The sequence below is a fragment of the Synechococcus sp. NOUM97013 genome (assembly GCF_014279815.1).
In the GTDB taxonomy this organism is placed as follows: Bacteria; Cyanobacteriota; Cyanobacteriia; order PCC-6307; family Cyanobiaceae; genus Synechococcus_C.
This window is the reverse complement of record NZ_CP047941.1, coordinates 1,010,710-1,028,476: the sequence shown is the minus strand read 5'-3', so window position 1 is coordinate 1,028,476 and position 17,767 is coordinate 1,010,710. Positions and strand designations below refer to the sequence as shown.

Here is a 17,767-nt window from a genome sequence, read left to right as displayed (position 1 = left end):
TGGGAAAGCTCTGCTCGTCCCACGTTGCCCGAGGACAGCGTGAGACGACAGGGGTCAGGTCTCATTTTCTCGATTGACGCAGGAGGCGCGCCAGGGGATTGCGGCTGTTGCGTTCAGAGCTCTCTTCGGGAGCAGCCTTCTCTTTGGGAGCATCCTTGCTGGCTTCAAGCGGCAGGGCTCCATTGCGCGAAGGGTCTGCGTCTTGTCCCTGGGAGAACTGTTCCACTTCAGCAGCGTCCGGTCCGGGTTCCTTGATTCCGCAGACATCCCGGTACATGCGGTCGTACTCCAGCGCTGAACGATCCCAGCTGTAGTCCTGGAGCATGCCGCGACGTTGCAGCTGCATCCAACTCTCCTGATGGCGGTAAGCCTCCCAGGCACGCACGAGGGCGGTATAGAAATCCACCGGCTCGAAACGGTCGAAGCAGAAGCCTGTACCAACCTGGTTGCGCGGGTCATGGGGCGGCACGGTGTCGACCAGACCACCGACTTTGCGCACGACCGGAACGCAGCCGTAGCGCATCGCATTGAGCTGACTGATCCCGCAGGGCTCGAAGCGACTGGGCATCAGGAACGCATCACTACCGGCGTAGATCAAGCGCGACAGGGCATCGTCGTAGGTGAGGAACACCGACACTCGGCCAGGATGGCGGGAGGCGAGCTGCCAGAGCCCTGACTCGAGCCCACGATCACCGGTGCCAAGCACCACGATCTGGGTATCGGTGTAGGCAAGCAGTCGATCGGCGACCTGCAGAAGCAGATCGACACCTTTCTGATCGACGAGTCGGCTCACCATGCCGAGCACAAAGGCGTCGTCACGCATCTCCAGGCCCATGCGCTCCTGCAAGACCTTTTTGCACACGGCCTTGCCGGACAGATCCTGAGCGTCGTAATTGGCAGGCAGGGTCTTATCAGTGGCTGGATTCCAGGCCTCCAGATCGATGCCGTTGAGGATGCCGCGCAACTTGCCGGAGATGTAGTTCAGCAATCCCTCAAGCTTTTCGCCGTATTCAGACGTGCGGATCTCCTGGGCATAGGTGGGGGACACCGCATTGACGCGATCGGCGTAAAGCAATGCCGCGGCCATGGTGTGATCACCCTGCATGTACCAGGGGCACCAAGTCATGCGGTCCAGCTTCCAGCGCCAGGGGCCCTGGTATTTGAGGTTGTGGATGGTGAAGACCGTGCTGATCTCAGGGTCTTGATGCATCCACACTGGAATCATGCCGGTGTGCCAGTCATGGCAGTGCAGAACCTGCGGCTTCCACATGTTCCAGGAGAATTCCGCAACGGCACTGGCAAAGAAGGTGAAGCGCCAGTCTTCGTCTTCGCCGCCGTAGATCCGCTCCGGATCGAAAACAGGGTGGCCCACCAAATAGAGCGGAAGACCATTGGTGGGGTGCCGGGTTTCGAACACCGCAAATTCAGTGCCCATGGTCTGAGCACGCCAGATGGGCTCAGGCGGAATGTCGAGCTGGCTCCAGAGCTTGCTGTAGCCGGGCATGATCAGCCGCACGTCGTGATCGAGCGCAGCCAAGGCCGGCGGCAGGGATCCGACCACATCGCCCATACCGCCAACCTTCACCATCGGTGCACATTCGGCGGCGGCAAACAGCACACGCATGGACGATCAAACCCGTTCGGCGGCGCGACTTTAAGCGCAATCGCCTGGGATCAGAAGCATTACGGCAAGACGGTCACGGGAGTGCCAACGCGCACCATTTCAAAAATCTCCTGAACGTTTTCCTCGTAAAGACGCACACAACCGTGGGAGACCGCTCGTCCCACCGTCCAGCGGTAGGGCGTTCCGTGGAACCCAGCCACCGTGCAGCCCTCAATATCGAGGTACTGCTCGCCATCCCAACCTTCACGCCCCTTGCAATCGCGATAGAAGCCAATCCAACGGCTGCCGAGAGGATTGGTCGCATCCTCAGGACCACGTTTCTGGCCGCTCACTGGATGGGTCCAGACCGGCTCCTTCACCTTCTGCATGACCCGAAAACGCCCCGCTGGGGTTTCCCAACCCACCGTGCCAACAGCCGCGGGGAACCTCCGCGTCAACACACCATCGTTGAGCACCAGCAGTTGGCGGTGCTGACGATCCAGCACCAGCTGCAACCCCACACTGAGCCGCAGATCATTGGGAACCCTGGCCATCGATTCCGCATCGGTCACCGGTTCCGCCAGGGGGGGAATGGGGTCGGGTTCGCGCTCGACCGTCTCAGCCAGCACTCCACTCGGAGTCAGGCATGCCAACGCAGCAAGAGCGGACAGCCCAAGCCATGAACGATTGCGGACAGACATTCTGATGCGATTGCACACCCCAACCGTTATCTAGCTACGGCAACCAGGGTGAGGACGAGAAGTCAGGATCTCGTTTTTCCAGGAAGGCATTGCGTCCCTCCTGCCCCTCCTCCGTTCGATAGAAGAGGTGGGTGGCTTGTCCTGCCAACTCCTGGATGCCGGCCAAACCATCGGTTTCCGCATTGAAGGCGGCTTTCAGGCAACGAATGGCCGTTGGACTGTGTTGCAGCACCTCTTTGGCCCAACGCACGCCTTCAGCCTCAAGCTGCTCAAGGGGAACCACCGCATTCACCAGACCCATCTCCAGTGCTTGCTCAGCGCCGTAGCGGCGGCAGAGAAACCAGATCTCCCTCGCTTTGCGCTGTCCGACCACCCGAGCCAAATACCCGGCGCCGAATCCTCCATCGAAGCTTCCCACCCGCGGTCCGGTCTGCCCGAACACAGCGTTGTCCGCCGCCAGGCTGAGGTCACAGAGCAGGTGCAGCACCTGTCCACCGCCGATGGCATAGCCCGCCACTAATGCGATCACCACCTTGGGAAGGCTGCGGATCAGACGCTGCAGATCCAACACATTTAGGCGTGGCAGTCCCTGCTCATCGAGGTAACCACCATCGCCGCGAACGCTTTGATCACCTCCGGCACAGAAGGCATAGCCGCCGTCATCCGCGGGTCCGACCCCGGTGAGCAGCACCACCCCGATACTGCTGTCATCACGGATGCGCGCGAAGGCATCGCAAAGCTCAGCCACGGTGCGTGGGCGGAAGGCATTGCGTTTCTGGGGGCGATCGATGGCCACACGGGCGATGCCTGGCTCGGCGCGATCCAGCCGGATGTCCTCGTATTGCGTCCAGGGATGCCAGATCACACCAGGATCGCCGGGAAGCACAGGGGATGAGACCGGATCAGCCATGACGAGGACGTCGATCAGCCATCCGTTGTACCCCCCCGCGCTGATGCGTTGATGAGCGCATCACGCCAATGGCGACGAAGCTCAGCATCGTCAACACGGTCGGTGCAGACCCGCAGCAGCACGGTGGACTGCTGCGCCAAGCCCCACTCGAGCGCTGCAGGGAGATCATCCAGACAGCTGATCTGCCTGCCTGGCACACCATGGGCGGCAGCCAGAGCCAGCGGATCGCAGCGTTGCGGCATCGCAAACAGTTGATCGAACGCAGCAGGCGATGTCGCAGGGATGGGCAGCTGGCCGAAGATGCCGCCGCCACCGTTGTCGATCAGCAGCACCACCAGCGGCAGCACCGATGCACTGGCCAGCAACCAACCGTTGCTGTCGTGCTGGAGGGCCAGATCTCCGCTAATCAACAGAGTCGGGCCAAGAACTTTCGCCAACCCAAGCGCCAGCGACAACGTGCCATCAATGCCGGAGGCACCACGAAAGCTGTAACAACGACGTGCGCCGATGTCGGCTGCGGCAAAAGCCTGCCAATCCCGCACTGGGCTACTCGCTGCGAGCATCACTGGCAGCCGCTTCGGCAGACAATCCGGCAGAGCAGTCATCAACGCTGGCTCGCTGATGGCGCCTGCAGGAGGCAGCAGCGATTGCAGCCTGGTGTGAAGGCGGTGATCGGCTTGCTGCCAACCGCGGAGCAGGTCAGCAGAGCGCTGCGGTGCAAAGCGAACACCATCACGGTTGGCCTGCCACCAGCGCGCAAGCCCATGGCTGTCTTGGTGGCTGAGTCCGAGTGGGTCGAGGCAACGGGCGTCGCCCTCTGTGATCAACCATTGCCCCGAACCCTGAAAGCGCAGCCAGGCCTCAAGCCGGCGGCTAGCCGGAAGAGGTCCGAGGCGCAGCACCTGAAGGGAACCGAATTGATCACCGAGATCAGTGGGCAGCAGTAGATCCCAGTGGCGAATCAATCCAGAGAGCTGGTAAGGGACTGCAGCCAGCGGATCCGCCAGCAGCGGCCAGCCAGTGCGGTCCATCAGCTCTTGCAAGGCCTGCTGGTAGGCCGGCAGATCTGCAGCCAGTCCCCGCCATGGACCTGCCACCACCACACCTGGGCGGGACCAGTCGGGACCTCTCAAAACGCCAGAGCGATGTGGGGTGATGGCCGGGCGAGACAAGGGCACCCGGGCATCGCTTGGCATCGCCATCCTCGACCAGAGCTGCTGCTGTTGCTCTGCACTCGGATGCAGCGGCTCCTCAAAAGGAAGATTGAGATGCACAGGACCGGGGGGTTGGAGTGACCGCTCCCAGGCCTGGGCTGTCAAAGAGCGCAGCTCCTCAGCAAGCAGTCCATGCAAACCATCGACGGGACCACTCGCCATCCAACGGCAGGCACTGGTGAGAAAGTCCTCCTGATTGACCGTCTGATTGGCGCCACAGTTCTTGAGACGTTCCGGGCGATCGCCCGTCAGGAACAGCAGGGGAATGCTGGAACGGTCGGCCTCGACTGCTGCGGGCAGCAGGTTGGCGACCGCTGTGCCGGAGGTGGTGATCACGGCCACAGGCCGGCCTGAAGCCGCTGCCAAACCCAGGGCGTGAAACCCTGCTGAGCGCTCATCAATGGCCGTCACCAGATCCAGCAAGCCCCGCTCAGCCAGTCCACCGGCGGCGAGGGCCAGCGGTGCTGATCGGCTACCAGGGCACAGCACCACGTGTTGAAGACCAAGCTGCTGGAGTTGCAGCAACAGTCGGATGGCTGCTCTCAGGTTGTCGGTGGCGAGGCTCAGGCCAGACATCGGTGCTGATGCGATCCTCGATCAGGCACCACCACCTTGCCCAACCAGGACCCTTGATGAGCGATCAGTCCACGCAATCGAATCAACACCGCGGTGGCTGGCGATCGCTGCTGGTGTGGGTGCTGCTGGCTCTGCTGCTGCGCTGGCAGGTGATGGAGCCACGCTGGATTCCCTCCGGCTCGATGCTGCCGACCCTGCAACTGCAGGACCGAATCCTGGTGGAGAAACTGCGTCCACGGCTTGAGCGCCTGCGGCATCAAGCCTTGCCGCTCAACAGCGTCGTGGTGTTCCGCGTCCCCGAACAGCTGGTGCAGGCGGGCTATGACCCAGACGCAGCCTTGATCAAACGGGTGGTGGGTCGACCGGGTGACCAGCTGGAGGTGAAAGAGGGACAGCTGTTTAGAAACGGAAGCCTCGTTGAGGAACCGTGGATCGCGGAGCCGATTGATTACGCCATGGCTCCCGTTGAAGTGCCCCAGGGTGAACTGTGGGTGATGGGAGACAACCGCAATGCCAGCCTGGATTCTCACCTTTGGGGCCCGCTGCCAGAAGACGATGTCATTGGCACCGCGGTTTGGCGTTATTGGCCCCTCCAACGGTTCGGTCCAATACGGTTCTCCCAACCGTCATCAACTGTGACGATGAGCCCAGCTGCGATAAGGTCTGTGACATGACGGAGCGGTGGGATGTTCAACCCTGAGTTTTTGACCACCGACAACCAAGACGGCCAGCCTGTGAATGGCTTGATTCAGTACCTCCAGGATCAATCTCCTGATGTGCTGCAACGGGTCGCTAAGTCTGCAAGCAACGACATTCAAGACATCATTCGCCACAACGTTCAGGGCTTGCTGGGCATGCTCCCCGGCGAACAGTTTGAAGTGAAGGTGACGGCCAACCGCGACAACCTGGCCAACATGTTGGCCTCGGCGATGATGACCGGTTATTTCCTGCGCCAGATGGAGCAGCGCAAGGAGCTGGAGGAAACCCTCTTTGGTGATGACGACATGGTCATCGACGACGACATCAAGCTCTGACTTGAGCCGAATCGCTGATCTCGGCTAGCGGGGATTCTGAGGAACCACACCGAGATCCAGCAGTTTTTGATCAATTCCCCCCAGGAATTCCCAGTTGCCATCACTGGGAGCCCAGATTCTCGCCTCAATCTGTTGGCGAAGCTCAAACACCACTTGCGGCGTGAAGGCCAGCGGAGCTGAATAGTGGGCTGGAACCAGCCACCGCAAATCCAGCTGTTGCTCGAGCTCCAGCAGCCACTCCAACAGGGCTTCACGGGCACGCGGCAACACAAGCCGTTCCAACACAGGTGCCACCTGCAGTTTGGGGCTGTGATCGCCGATCAGAACGGCCGCAGCGTCCTGCCAGCCCGGTGTCCAGGCGAAGGGATACAAACCGAAGTGAGCCCGTGCTGAACGCAACCCAGGCTTGAACGCCTGGCGAATCACATCAAGAATCCCAGGCACCTCAAGGGGTTCCGGACGCAGATACGAGGCAAACAGCACCAAGCGCGCCCAGCCCCTCTGCCTGTTGGCCGGTGTGTCAACCAACGGTTGATCACCCCGATCACGGGCGTGAAACAGCAAGGGAGCGGGATCGGCATCAAACACAGCGGGAGGTTCGGCAGCAATGCCCACCAGGGCATCGGTCACCAGCAGGGCACCCGAAGGGCGATGCAGACAGCTGATCTCCTGAAAGCGACCAACGCCCAGATCAAGAGGTCCAAGGGAGATCCAGCGGCAGACATCGCCATGGGGAACGCCATCGTCGAGCAACACCTTGGTGCGACGGGCCGGCACCCCAAGCCATGACAGGGGTAGCTGCAGCGGGAAACTCCACTGGCCTGGACACACCCACACCTCCGCATTCGGGAAAGCGCGGGCCAGGGGACCAAGGGGAAGCTTGTGCTCCAACCCTGAAGCGGTGGGAAGGACGATCGTGCGCACCGATCCATATTCAGCTTCTAGAGCAGCAATGCCAGCGCGAAGTTCCCGTGTCGGCGGCAATGGATTCACCAGCATCAAGCCGCCTGGCACCTTCACCACTGTGAGCCGAATCGGCACGGCGACGTAATACACCCCCTGAAGCTGCTCGAAGCTCCAGACCTGGCCAGGAATCAGCTCTTCAAAGTGCGTGGCACGGCGGCCGTAGGGATACAACGGCAGCAGCGGCCAAAAACCCCAGTACTGATCAGCAGGATTTACACCAGCTCCAGCCACCGAGATCGCCCTTTCACTGCCGTGATTCTGCAGGCACCCGTGGTTTAACGAGCCTCAGAAGGCAGAAGCCATCGCCCATAGGATGCATACAACGCCGGAATCACCACCAACGTGAGCAGAGTTGAGGTGATCAACCCTCCGAGCACAACGATGGCGAGAGGCTGAAGGATTTCATTGCCGGCGCCAAAAGCAAGCGCCAACGGCACCATGCCAAGGGATGAGGTCAGTGCCGTCATCAAGATCGCATTGAGCCTTTCGAGGCTGCCGTTCCGGATCAACTCCATTGGTGGCTCACCGTTTTGATGACGCCGATTGAAGTTGTCCACCAGCAACAGGCCATTGCGAACGGCCACTCCGAACAAGGTGATGAAACCGATCAAGGACGCCACCGACAGCACCCCACCACTGATCAAAACGGCGACGAGCCCACCAACCAGGGCCAAGGGCAGATTGATCAGGATGGCCACCGTGGCCGGCCAGGAACGCACCGCCACCAGCATCAAACCCGCAATCACCACAGCGGCCACAAGGCTGTAGAGAACCAAGGCACGGGTTGCGCGTTGCTCTGATTCGAATTGACCTCCGTAGCGAATGCTGTAGCCAACCGGAAGCCGGATGTCCTTGGCCACCTGGCTGCGAATGTCGTTCACCACAGGGCCCAAAGGGCGGCCGGACACATTGGCCGACACCACGATCCGGCGAGCCACGTCCTCACGGTTGATCTCATTCGGGCCACGGGTCGAGGCCACCAAGACGAAATCGCCAAGCGGTTTGAGCACGCCGGAGGCGGTTCGAATCGGCAGGCTTCGCAACGCATCCAAATCACTGCGTTGCTCAGGAGGGAGCGTCACAACCAGGGGATCACGGCCACTGGCGGGCTCAGCTGGACTGATGCCTGCACCGTGCAGAGCAACGTCGATCGCTTCGGCTAGCGAGGCAAGGCTGACTCCGTCCTGCAGCGCCCGTTCACGATCAAGCGTCAGCTGGATCTGGGGCACAGGCAGCAGAGGCTCAAGCTGAAGATCGACCACACCTGGCACATCCGCCACCACATCACGAACCTGTTCACCAAGACGGCGCAGTTCATTGAGATCAGGGCCGGAAATCTTGATGGCGATGGCACTGCGTACGCCAGAAAGCACTTCATCCATCCGATGGGAGATGAACCCACCGATGTTGGGGGCCACACCAGGCAGCGCGAGAAAGGCCTCACGGATCCGCGTAATGGCAGCCGGGCGATCAGCCATGGCCTGATCACTCAGTTCAAGATCCACATGGGCGATGTTCACGCCCGCACCATCGGCATCTCCTGGGGCGCGCCCGGAGCGCACCTGAATCCAGTCGACATCGTCGCTGGACTGGAGGCGTTCTGAGAGAACTGTGCCGGCGCGGCTGGTCATCTCGAGCGACACACCCGGGTAGAGCACCATCGAGTTCACCAGGGATTGCTCGCGGAACTCCGGCAAGAACACCCGCCCAAGCCCAGGGAGAATCAAGACAGCCGCCACCACCGTTGCCAGGGCAAGGGCCAAAACACGGCGCGGCGTGGCCAAAGCCAGATTGAGGATCGGTGTGTAGAGCCGTGCTGCCGTGTGCTCAATCCAAGAGCTTTCAGCTGGCAGCGGAGCCCGACTCAGCAACAAAGCACAGAGGGCTGGTGAAAGGGTGAGCGCCACCAGCGTCGACGCCACAATCGACAGCACGTAGGCAATGCCCATCGGCATAAAAATGCGCCCTTCCACGCCCGTGAGCGTGAAGATCGGGGCAAACACCACCACGATGATCAAGGTGGAGAACAGCACCGGCTGACGCACCTCAACTGACGTGCGAAACACCACCTCCAAAGAGTCTTGGGGTGAGGGCAACTGGCGATTGCGGCGCAGGCCCCGGTAGCAGTTCTCCATGTCGACGATGGCGTCATCGACCACCGACCCAATGGCAACCACCAAACCACCAAGGGTCATGGTGTTGAGCTGCAGCCCGAGCCAGCGCATCAACAACAAACCCACCAACAACGACAACGGAATGGCGCTGAGGGTGATCAAGGCTGTGCGCCAATTCATCAGAAACAGCACCAACACGGCCGCCACGATCACTACGCCGAGCAGCAGTGACTCACTCACATTGCGGATGGCAATGTCGATGAACTGGGCCTGCCGGAAGGTCTGATGCACCTGCACACCCTCCGGCAGGGATGCATTGAGCTGTTCAACCCGTTGTTCCACAGCCCGCGTCAGCCGCGGGGTATCCACATCGGGCTGTTTGTTGATCATCAACACCACAGCGGGCTTGGCATTGAATGTGGCTTCCCCACGCCGCATGGCTGAACCGGAGCGAATCTCGGCAACATCGCCTAACGAGCTGATCTCACCAGTTGCTGAACGCACCGGTGCCCGTTCCAGATCAGCACTGCTCGTGCTGAAGGTGGGAGGAAGGATCAAACGTTCTTGACCGCCAGCAACCTGAACACCACCGCGGCCGTTGAACAGAGAATCGCGAATCGCCTGAACAACATCAGCGAGAGCAAGATCGCGCTGCTGCAGTGCCGCAAGGTTCAGCTGCACTTGTGTCTGCGGCAGGTCACCGCCGTAGATCGTCACCTGGGCTACGCCAGGGATGGCAAGCAAAGCGTTCTCATAGGTGGTTTGAACCAATGAGCGCAGTCGCAATTGCTCATCTGCCGTCGCCGAATCCGGCAGGGTGAAGGCTTATTGGAGAACGGTGCCGAGGGGCGAAAGCGGTGGGGAAATGTCCGGCGAATCGGCCGAGGCTGGCAACTGTGTGCGGAGCTGCTGCAACCGTTCAGACACCAACTGGCGGGCGTTCTGCAACTGCGCGGCATCGCGGAACACCACCTGCACCATCGAGAGGCCAGGTTTGGATGCTGAGCGCACCACCTCCACACCTGGCAAACCATTCACAGCTGCCTCAATCGGCGCACTGATCTGCCGCTCAACCTGCTCCGGTGCCAAACCAGGAGCAGCTGTTTGGATTTCCACCTGCGGCGGCGCGAAGGGAGGAAACACATCCAGGGGCATCTGAACAAGGTTCAGAACACCCCAAACACTGATCAACAGCGAGCAGAAAACAACCAGCCAGCGGCGCGCAATCGAAGCACGCAAGATGGCATTCAGCAGCCTGGTCAACATCGGGGTGTCCGATCAGCTTTGCTTGGATCCAGAACCACGGCTGCGAAGGCTCAATCCCACAGCAAGGATCACGAGCACAGCAACACCAACACCTCCCGGGAGTAGCCATGCCGGAGTCCTGGTTTGTGCCGATTGATCGTCAGCCTGAGCTGGCTTGGCCGAAGCGGTGCTTGCTGGGCTTGCCTCAACAGGAACGCGATCCTTCTTCTGAGACTCGGCATAAAGCGAGAGAGCACCTGAAACAACCACCTGTTCATTGGCGCTGACGCCCTCCAGAACAACCGTGCGATCTCCCTTTACAGCTCCAAGAACGACGAAGACCGGGTCATAGGTGTTGCCACTGCGAACGAACACCAGTGATTTTCCATTTGCATCAACGATGGCAACAGTCGGCAGTGTCAACTGCCCATCAAGCTCGCTCTGCGGTGCAGCAGTGGTGATGCCCAAGAGCTGATCCTGCTCAGGCGAGGCCTTCACTTGACCGACCTCGCCGTTCTGAACGAACTCATCGCCATGGCCGGAATGGCCCAGCGCGGCAGGGGTAACAACAAAGCCCTGAACACCACCGCAGAGCATTGCACAGCTGAGAACGAACGCACGCATGCGCTCAAAGAGCAGACGACGCCCAATTCTCGGCTGATTGATGGGACTCAACAACCTGCGAAGGAAACCTCAGTTGCACATCGTCAAATCCAGTTGCACAAGATTCCAGGGACAACTCATGGACAAGCCCCTCAGACCTATTCCTGCAACTGGGAGCTAAGTGGCAGCAGCGGCCAGAAACCCCAGCGTTGATCAGCAGGATTCACACCAGCTCCAGCCACCACACTCCCCATCAATGCAGTGATCCTGCAGAGGAATGGATCAGGCCAGCGGCGAACCACTCCTTCGGCGCCGAACAGAACCACCCGAAGGCAAAACGACTGCTGAGCAGATCACGACATCCCAAACTGTCAATGGTGCCGTTGTCACATCGAGGACAACGGTCTCGGCATGTTGGGCCAGTGGTTAATGGGGAGGCATCGGAATGAACAGTGGAGGATCCCCTGGAAAATTGTTCTGGGCCAGTTTTTCAGCATCAGGCCGGAGTGGCAGCAGGTAAACGAAGAACGAGTCCCGTCGCTCGACGGGGTTCTGTTCAGGATCAGGACCATCGGCGATGGCATAGGTGACGTCGACGCGAACATGGAGGTAGCCCGGAACCAATTCCGTGAATTGCGCCGGCAGCTCGCGCAGTTCAAATTGCAGGACTTCAGGTTGACGCAGCTGCACAACTCCACGGCTGGCGTCACTCCAGGTGGCCGCAAAAGGATTCCATCGGTTGCCCTGCTGGACGTAGATCTGCACGTCTAAGGGCAGCAGATAGAGCGACTGCAGAGCATCAAGGTTCTCCACCGCGATCGTGCCCCGGTACCCATTGGATCCCATCCGTTCCACGCTGGTCAGTTCAGCGGAGAGACCACTGAAAGCCAAACGCTGAATTTGATTGCCAGCTTGGTGAGCCACCTCCTTCCGCTGCTCAAGAGCACGCGTTGCCAACCCGGTGGCTCCCGTCAGTGCCATGGCAACGGTGAAGCCTCCCAATAGCAGACGACGTCGCTGCGGATCGGCAACATCCTTGTGAACTCCATCGGGGTGTTTGGTTGCTCTGGCGGGTGCAGGAACACAGGCGCTGCCGGGCTCGCGCAACACACCTTGATCCAAGATCAACATGCGATCACAGCGCTTCGCCAACTCCTGGTTGTGGGTCACCATCACCAGTGCCGTGCCTGCGCTGGTGCAAAGCTGCTGTATGCAGCGAAACACGTCTTCTTCGCTGGCTTCATCCAGGTTGCTGGTGGGTTCATCAGCTAGCAACAGCCGCGGTCGAGCCATCAAGCCACGAGCAACGATGGCTCGTCTCTGCTCACCCCCGGAGAGCTGAGATGCCAAGGTGTCACGCCGATGCTCGAGACCCACGGCCTTCAGCCCATCCAAGGCCATGGCCTGAAGGTCTAATTGGCCGTCCTTTCCGGCCAGTTGGGCCGGGAGCATGAGGTTTTCAAGCGTGGTGAAGGCCGGCAACAGGCTGGTGAACTGGCTGACAAACCCGATGGGACCGCGCCTTAACCGACAGCGCTCAGCCGTTGTGAGGCTCCACAGATCACAAGGTTGATCGATGTGCAGCGTCACTGTTCCCGATTGCGGCCGGCACAGTCCCGCCAGCATGGCCACAAGCGTGGACTTGCCAGAGCCTGATCGACCGAGCACCGCCACCGACTCGCAGGCGGCGACGTTGATGCTGGCATCGAGCACACCAACAGTGTCGTAACGACGCCGCAGACCGCTGGCCTCCAGCACACACTCACCCATCGCTCTGCACCAACCGCAGCGGATCGGAACCCACCAACACCAACGCCGACAGCGCCGAGGCGATGGTCCCAACCGCGGTGATCAAAAGCCAGATCACAAGCCCATCGCGAACCAGTTGCGCGGGGGAGGGATGGGGCAACGTGAGACCTGCTTCGAGCAGGCGCAGTGCAAGCAGTTGCTCCAGCGGCTGACGCAGGAGCGAAGCGAGCCCGATGCCCAACCCACTGCCCGCAGCGCAAAGAAGACTGGTCTCAGCGGTGAGTAACCCCATCAACTGCCGAGGTGTCGCCCCAAGACTGAGCAGCAACCCCAGCTCTTGCCGCCGTTCAGCGGCGATGCCAAAGCTGTAAAGGCTGATCAACAGCAAAACGCTGCTCAGCAAAGGGACGCTGAAAGCACTCACCAGCTTCAGGCTCAACTGCCCCCCCTGGCGCACCATCGCCAGCAGGGTCCGCCCTCCTGTCACCGAGGCATCAGGAAGTTGAGCTAACAAGCTGAAACGCAATCGCTCAATCGTGAACTCCGGAGGCGCCTGCACCAGCAGACCGTTGATGCCGAGGGTGTCCGGATCACCACTCGGAACAAGGTTGTTGAGATCGCGGAGTGTGAAAAACAGGCCATGCTCGTGGGAAGGAACACCGCTTGCTGCCAAGTGGCCGTAGATCTGGAATGTTTGCCCCTGCAAGCGAAGTCGATCTCCGAGACGCCCCCGCAATCGGTGGCCGAGAATCACCTGGCCATCTTGAAAGTCAATGCCACGCTGCTCATTCAGCCAGGGCTGCACAGTGCTGTCGTGCTCCGGGTCGATTCCATAGAGCGGGATGCTGGCCCCGTGAGACAAGCCCATATTGGTGGCGAACTCGGCATCGCCTCGCACAGCGCGTTGAGTGCTCAAAAGGATCGACGGCGGCAGTTGCGCTGCGGCCTCCAACACCTCCATTGGCAAAGCAGGCGTATCGGGCTCAACAGCCAACAGCGCTTGCGTGAGATTGACCTTGGCGGTGCGATCGACCACCAGCAAGTCGGCGCCAAGACGCTCGAAACCGAGCTCCATGGATTGCTGCAATCCCCCCAGATCGAGCACGCTGAGAAACCCCATAGCCGCCACGAGTCCGACCGCGGTGATCAACACCATCGATCGGACCAGGCGGCGGCTGATGTTTCGGAGAACGAGTCGTACGAAAAACACCCGAGCGACGTTCACATGGCGCAGGAACGGGAGAAGGGCAACTGGTTCACGCTGGTCGGCACCAGGGTGAGGTCGTGATGACCTCCAGGGTTGGGAATGAAGCCCACAGGCTCATCCTTCTCCACATCCAACACAAACACCCCTGAGGCGTAGCGCTGGAAACCACCCACAGCGACGAGGAGAAACTTTCCGTCTGGTGTCACCGTGCAGGACTGCATGTCTTGCGTGATGTTCTGCAGTTCTTTGATCGGAGTCCAAGTGGCTGTATCCACCACCATGATTCCACTGCGACCTGGTGCAGGATTCAGCACCACCAAGTACATCTTTTTGCTATCCGGAGTGAAGGCCATATGGAAGGGGCTTGGGTAGCGCTTCCCCCAGGTGGGATCAATGATCTGCTTGATCTTTTTCCATTGGGTGGGATCAGGATCTGAGCTGTCAAAAATGCCGACGCTGTTCTCAAGTCCGTTATTCATCATCACGAGATGATTGCCATCGGGTGAGAAGCCAAGCTCATGTCCTGGTGAATAGACCTTATCGATCACCACCTGCCATGTGTCTTCATCAATTTGTTCAACGGGGTAGGTGTCTGGAGACTCGCTCGGGAAGGCGCAGTAGGCCACAGGCGTCATCCCATTCTCGACCTCGTGAATCACACACCCACCAAGCATTCGAATGATTTCGGCTCCCCATTTCCCACTGGGATGCCACACAAATGCGTCAGCACCTGTGAGTGCTCGCACATTCGGTCCGGGGATTTTCCCTTCCGGCACGAAGAGTTCACCCATGGGAACCATTTCCCAGTTGATCTTGATCCCTTTCGTGCCACGAAGATCAAATTGATCCGTCAGCGGGTTGGGTTTAATGCGGTGGATCTTCAAAACACCACCACCACTCCAGTTATCAGCCAGATCGGAGGAACTACCCTCCCAGTCATAACGGAAAGCTTGAAGAACCTTGGTTGAAGCGCGATCAAACCAGGCAAAGATATCCTTCTGACCATCGGAGATGCAGTAACTCTTCGCATCGGAGGGACGAATGGTGGTGTGCACTCCCAAGCCAAGTCCAGTGGTCTCGGAAATGTTCTCCTCCAGCTCCATCACATCGCCATTAAAGCGAACGCGGTACATATTGAATCCGGGAGGGGGATCGGTGACCGAGGTGGGCATCCCGTAGATCAGGGAGTTCATGCCGCCCTGGCAGCTGTTGATGAACTCAAACTCCTGATAAGGGTTCTTGCTCGGGAAAGCCTGAATATGGTGACTGATGGGGTTGTAATCCCCATAGTTCCAATACCAGAGTGATGCCAAAGCACGGCCAGTGCCGAGATCGAGCAGATTGACACCTCCACCCATCTTCTGCGGCATCACAAGAATGCGATTGCCCAGGTCGTAACCATTCAGATTGAATTTGAGATCACTGATATTGACAATTTCACGCTCAACCTTGAGCCCCTTGGGTGTGATGTAATCCTTCGGGCGTTCGGTGACACGCACCCCCTGGTCGGGGACGAGCTTGTGAGCATCACCGGTCGTGGCGCCATTGCCAGTCGCCGTCGCCGAAGACGCCGCGTCAGCAGCTTTTGCACCTCCCGTCGTGAGCAGTCCCAGCATCGACAAGGCTCCGAGCTGAAGGCTCTGGCGCCTGCTCATACCCGATGACTGCTGTTCGGACTTTGTCATGGCCTGAATGCATCAAAACGGTGTTGGCGCGACACCAACGCTTCAAACCTATTGAGCGCTTGAAAAGGCGTCAGTAAGTAGGAATGCCCTCTCTGCCAGCCGGCAAGGAGCCATGCGGCTGCGTCAATCACATCATTCGTTGGTCAGCCCAAGCCGTATTCGATCACTGGATCCGTCCGACACATGGTTCGAGCCAGGACCAAAACAGTGGCTGCTCCTGATCACCACAATCTCAACGAATCGCCCTGAACAGTGAGTCTCGTGACTGCACAAACCGCCGGTCGATGGCTCGATGAGACGACCCGCCTCAGAATCGAGTCATGGTTATTCAAAAAGGCCAAATGACACCATCTGTGGTGACTTACGCCCTTGATCGTCTCGCTGATCTCGGCATTGGCCACGTGTTTGGAGTGCCAGGTGATTACTCCTTTCCCATCAACGATGCAGTGGAGGTGCATCCCCGGTTGAGCTGGGTGCCATCAGCCAATGAGCTGAACGCGGCTTACGCAGCGGATGGTTATGCCCGCCGTCGAGGGGCTGCCGTGGTGTGCACCACCTATGGAGTTGGTGAACTGAGTGCACTGAATGGCCTGATGGGAGCCATGGCAGAGCGTCTACCCGTGTTTCACCTCGTGGGAACACCGAGCCTGAGGATTGTGCGTCAAGGGCTGATCTGCCATCACACCCTTGGCGATCGTGCCTATGACCGCTTCGAAGCGATCTCCGCCTCCGCCAGCTGCGTCAGCGCAAGGCTCACACCCGACAATGTCGTCGTCGAATTGGAACGCGTGATCGATAAGGCCTTGGAGGAATCCAGACCGGCTTATCTCACCTTTCCGATGGATCTGGCACTCATGCCCATCACCGGCACGCCAATTCAAGGCTCTCCGATTGGAGCGATTCATCAGCACGCCAGTGTTGAAGGAGAACTCGAAGCAGTACTCGATCTCCTCGAAACGCGGATCAGGGCTGCATCCAAGCCGGTGGTGCTGCCAACCATCACCTTGAAGCGTTTCGGACTCGTCAAGACCTTCGAACGCTTTTTGAACGCCTCGGGGCTGGCCTATGCAACAACTCCCATGGATAAGGGACTGCTCAGCGAAGAGCACCCCGCCTTCTTGGGGATGTACAACGGTGCTCGGTCAACACCCGCAGCCTTACGTGGCGTGGTGGAAGACGCCGATCTTGTCGTCGACTTCGGCGGGTTGGTTCTGGAGGATCTGAACACAGGGCTCTGGAGTGGATCACTCGATCCCAAGACAATCATTGCCATGCATGCCGACTGGGTCCAAGCCGGCCATCAAGTGTTCACGAGCGTCAGCATCAGTGATGTGCTGATAGGCATCACCAAGCGTTTGGAGCAATCATCAACACGACACTGCCTATGGGATGACCATCGCCCCGTCCATCCCGATCCGATCCTTCCCCTTCAGGGAGAGCAGCATCAACCCACCGATTCATCGAGCTTTTATCCACGCCTGCAGGGATTCCTTCGGCCCAACGATGTCCTGGTGTCAGACACAGGCACCTGCCTACTGAAACTGAATGCCATACGACTACCGTCAGGCGTCGACATGGAAAGCCAAACGCTCTGGTCTTCAATTGGATGGGGCACACCGGCAGCGCTGGGCTGTGCGCTGGCAGACCCCGAGCGACGCGTCGTACTGGTCACGGGTGATGGAGCCCACCAACTCACGGTGCAAGAAGTGGGCGTCATGGGATTCATGCAGATCAAACCTGTCGTGATCGTGCTCAACAATGGGCTCTATGGGGTGGAGGCCTTGATCAGTGAGACAGGGCATGCCTACAACGTGTTGCCAGCTTGGCGTTATGCAGACATTCCTGCAGCACTGGGATGCCAAGGATGGTGGTGCGGAAGGGCGACGACCGTTGCTGAACTGGAGCAATCATTGGCCGCCATCAATGCACATCAAGGAGCTGCCTATCTTGAGGTGATGATTCCTGCTGAAGAAAGTCAACCTCTCGCCGAGGAGGTCATCGAAACCATGCATCAGACAACAACACCTGATGCTTCACTGCCTTCAGCATCGAATGGCAATGAGGGCGCCTTCTGAACAAGCCCCCCTCAAGTCATCCAGGCCTACAAGGAGCAATTCATCAAAACTTCTACGGTTGAAATATTGTCAAGACAAAGGTCGC

Annotated in this window: 13 protein-coding genes and 1 pseudogene; 3 read left to right on the top strand and 11 right to left on the bottom strand. The window is 59.4% G+C overall.

The window, feature by feature from the left end; genetic code table 11:
* Positions 1–61: 61 nt before the first annotated feature.
* From glgA to menD, 4 genes are read right to left on the bottom strand one after another with little or no spacing between them, the layout of a single operon-like run.
* On the bottom strand, positions 62–1,624 hold the full coding sequence (gene glgA / locus SynNOUM97013_RS05345; protein ID WP_186481091.1) for a glycogen synthase GlgA: 1,563 nt from the start codon (positions 1,622–1,624) through the stop codon (positions 62–64).
* Positions 1,625–1,683: 59 nt separating this feature from the next.
* Positions 1,684–2,304: a L,D-transpeptidase gene (locus SynNOUM97013_RS05340; protein WP_186481090.1), complete on the bottom strand. Its 621-nt coding sequence runs from the start codon at positions 2,302–2,304 to the stop codon at positions 1,684–1,686.
* A 34-nt stretch (positions 2,305–2,338) separates the two neighbouring features.
* Positions 2,339–3,214 (bottom strand): 1,4-dihydroxy-2-naphthoyl-CoA synthase, encoded by an 876-nt coding sequence (menB, locus tag SynNOUM97013_RS05335; protein WP_186481089.1) that lies wholly within the window; start codon positions 3,212–3,214, stop codon positions 2,339–2,341.
* A gap of 14 nt (positions 3,215–3,228) precedes the next feature.
* Positions 3,229–5,004: a 2-succinyl-5-enolpyruvyl-6-hydroxy-3-cyclohexene-1-carboxylic-acid synthase gene (menD, locus tag SynNOUM97013_RS05330; RefSeq protein WP_186481088.1), complete on the bottom strand. Its 1,776-nt coding sequence runs from the start codon at positions 5,002–5,004 to the stop codon at positions 3,229–3,231.
* Positions 5,005–5,060: 56 nt separating this feature from the next.
* On the opposite strand from menD, the gene lepB reads away from it, so the two are divergent.
* Both lepB and SynNOUM97013_RS05320 read left to right on the top strand, forming a co-directional pair.
* Positions 5,061–5,678 carry a signal peptidase I gene (lepB, locus tag SynNOUM97013_RS05325; RefSeq protein ID WP_186481087.1) on the top strand — a complete coding sequence of 206 codons (618 nt, stop codon included), beginning with the start codon at positions 5,061–5,063 and terminating at the stop codon, positions 5,676–5,678.
* A gap of 12 nt (positions 5,679–5,690) precedes the next feature.
* Positions 5,691–6,038 carry a DUF760 domain-containing protein gene (locus tag SynNOUM97013_RS05320; RefSeq protein WP_186481086.1) on the top strand — a complete coding sequence of 116 codons (348 nt, stop codon included), beginning with the start codon at positions 5,691–5,693 and terminating at the stop codon, positions 6,036–6,038.
* Between the two features lie 24 nt (positions 6,039–6,062).
* Here the strand turns inward: SynNOUM97013_RS05320 and SynNOUM97013_RS05315 are convergent, their stop codons facing one another.
* From SynNOUM97013_RS05315 to SynNOUM97013_RS05285, 7 genes and pseudogenes are all read right to left on the bottom strand, one after another.
* A complete protein-coding gene (locus tag SynNOUM97013_RS05315; protein WP_255443016.1) occupies positions 6,063–7,235 on the bottom strand; it encodes a DUF4336 domain-containing protein in 1,173 nt (390 codons plus the stop codon).
* A gap of 44 nt (positions 7,236–7,279) precedes the next feature.
* A pseudogene (locus SynNOUM97013_RS05310) lies at positions 7,280–10,384 on the bottom strand (efflux RND transporter permease subunit).
* Between the two features lie 12 nt (positions 10,385–10,396).
* Complete coding sequence (locus SynNOUM97013_RS05305; protein ID WP_186481085.1) at positions 10,397–10,987, bottom strand: efflux RND transporter periplasmic adaptor subunit; 591 nt, start codon at positions 10,985–10,987, stop codon at positions 10,397–10,399.
* 137 nt (positions 10,988–11,124) lie between these two features.
* Entirely contained in the window at positions 11,125–11,292 is a 168-nt protein-coding gene (locus SynNOUM97013_RS05300) for a hypothetical protein (protein WP_186481678.1), read from the bottom strand.
* A 100-nt stretch (positions 11,293–11,392) separates the two neighbouring features.
* Entirely contained in the window at positions 11,393–12,808 is a 1,416-nt protein-coding gene (locus tag SynNOUM97013_RS05295) for an ABC transporter ATP-binding protein (protein ID WP_186481084.1), read from the bottom strand.
* The gene (locus tag SynNOUM97013_RS05290; protein ID WP_186481083.1) at positions 12,729–13,940 is read right to left on the bottom strand and encodes an FtsX-like permease family protein; all 1,212 of its coding nucleotides are present in this window, start codon (positions 13,938–13,940) and stop codon (positions 12,729–12,731) included. Before SynNOUM97013_RS05290 ends, SynNOUM97013_RS05295 begins: the two co-directional genes overlap by 80 nt.
* Complete coding sequence (locus tag SynNOUM97013_RS05285; RefSeq protein WP_186481082.1) at positions 13,937–15,607, bottom strand: YncE family protein; 1,671 nt, start codon at positions 15,605–15,607, stop codon at positions 13,937–13,939. The genes SynNOUM97013_RS05290 and SynNOUM97013_RS05285 overlap by 4 nt, the downstream gene beginning before the upstream one ends.
* Positions 15,608–15,948: 341 nt before the next feature.
* Between SynNOUM97013_RS05285 and SynNOUM97013_RS05280 the strand changes: the two genes are divergently transcribed.
* Positions 15,949–17,682 (top strand): alpha-keto acid decarboxylase family protein, encoded by a 1,734-nt coding sequence (locus SynNOUM97013_RS05280; RefSeq protein ID WP_186481081.1) that lies wholly within the window; start codon positions 15,949–15,951, stop codon positions 17,680–17,682.
* Positions 17,683–17,767 lie beyond the last annotated feature (85 nt).